General features: G+C 56.9%; 2 protein-coding genes. Both read right to left on the bottom strand.

All coding sequences use genetic code 11. The features are described from left to right. Window positions 1-698 (bottom strand): gluconate 2-dehydrogenase subunit 3 family protein (locus VM932_RS16665; RefSeq protein WP_326280423.1); only part of this gene is annotated, 698 nt, incomplete at its 3' end. Window positions 699-702: 4 nt separating this feature from the next. Next, the coding region (locus VM932_RS16660) for a GMC oxidoreductase (RefSeq protein ID WP_326280421.1) at window positions 703-1,059 on the bottom strand (357 nt) is incomplete at its 5' end.

Raw genomic sequence — 1,059 nt, 5'->3', positions numbered from 1 at the left:
TTTCCATCCTCGTCCCATTCGGCGATGATGCCCCGCTTGCTCTGGTCCACACATTTGGCGAGCCATTCCTCGTCGTACGATACCCCGTGCTGTTCCAGCACATCCTCCGGGACACCGTCCCATACATTGGGCTGGTTCCCCTTGTAACCGATCTCCTCGATCCCGATCTTGCTCGTATAAAAGCCCGTCATGGTCAGGTTCCTTATCAAAGAGAAGAAGTTCACCTCGAAGGGGCGCTCGTTGCCCGGGACCTCCGGGTCGTAATAGGCGATCTCGTCCAAAATGGCCTTTTGCTGTTCCTCCGCCGCCTTTTTGAACTCCACGCCGTACTCCGTGTTGCCCTTGTGGTCCAGCCACATGATGCCCCCTCGGATGTCGGGCTGCAAAGTCTCCACGTCCTTGGCCATGAACTCGATGAAGTCCACCACATCGGCGTCCGATGCCCCTTTGTACTCATCCGAAGGGGGCAATATAAGGTCGCAGAGCACGGTCAATGTCTCCACTTCGTGCGGGTTGAGGAACTGTTCGTCCTTTAGTTCCTCGATCTGTTCGGTCTCCTGTGGCACCCGCCCCGGGTAGGTGATCTTCGGCGCCTCCACCAGTTCCGCCCCTTCCGTCGAGGGACGGCACCCGTGCACCGCCAGTCCGCCGGCCACAGAGCCCAGTACTATCGATTTTAAGCTCTTTCTTCTGTCCATCTCCCTATATGTTTTGTTGTTTGAGTTGCTCCACGATGTACTCCGAGGCCCTCATCGAGAGCGCCAATATAGTCCACGTACAGTTCTTGTCAGCCTGCGACACAAAGGGCCCGGCGTCCACGATGAACACGTTGTCCACATCGTGCAGTTGTTGGTACTTGTTGGTCACAGAGGTCCTCGGGTCATTGCCCATCCGGGTGGTCCCCACCTCATGGATGATCCGTCCAGGATTGTGCAGTCCGTAGTTGGTGTCCTTGCCAGGTTTGTCCCCCAAGGGCTCACCGCCCATGTTGACCAGGATCTCCTCGAAGGTGTCCTGCATGTGCCTCGCTTGGTTGATCTCCAACTGGCTCCATTTGTA

It is taken from the genome of Flagellimonas halotolerans (genome assembly GCF_035818535.1).
GTDB classification, from domain to species: Bacteria; Bacteroidota; Bacteroidia; order Flavobacteriales; family Flavobacteriaceae; genus Flagellimonas; species Flagellimonas halotolerans.
This window is presented reverse-complemented; position numbering and strand designations above follow the sequence as displayed.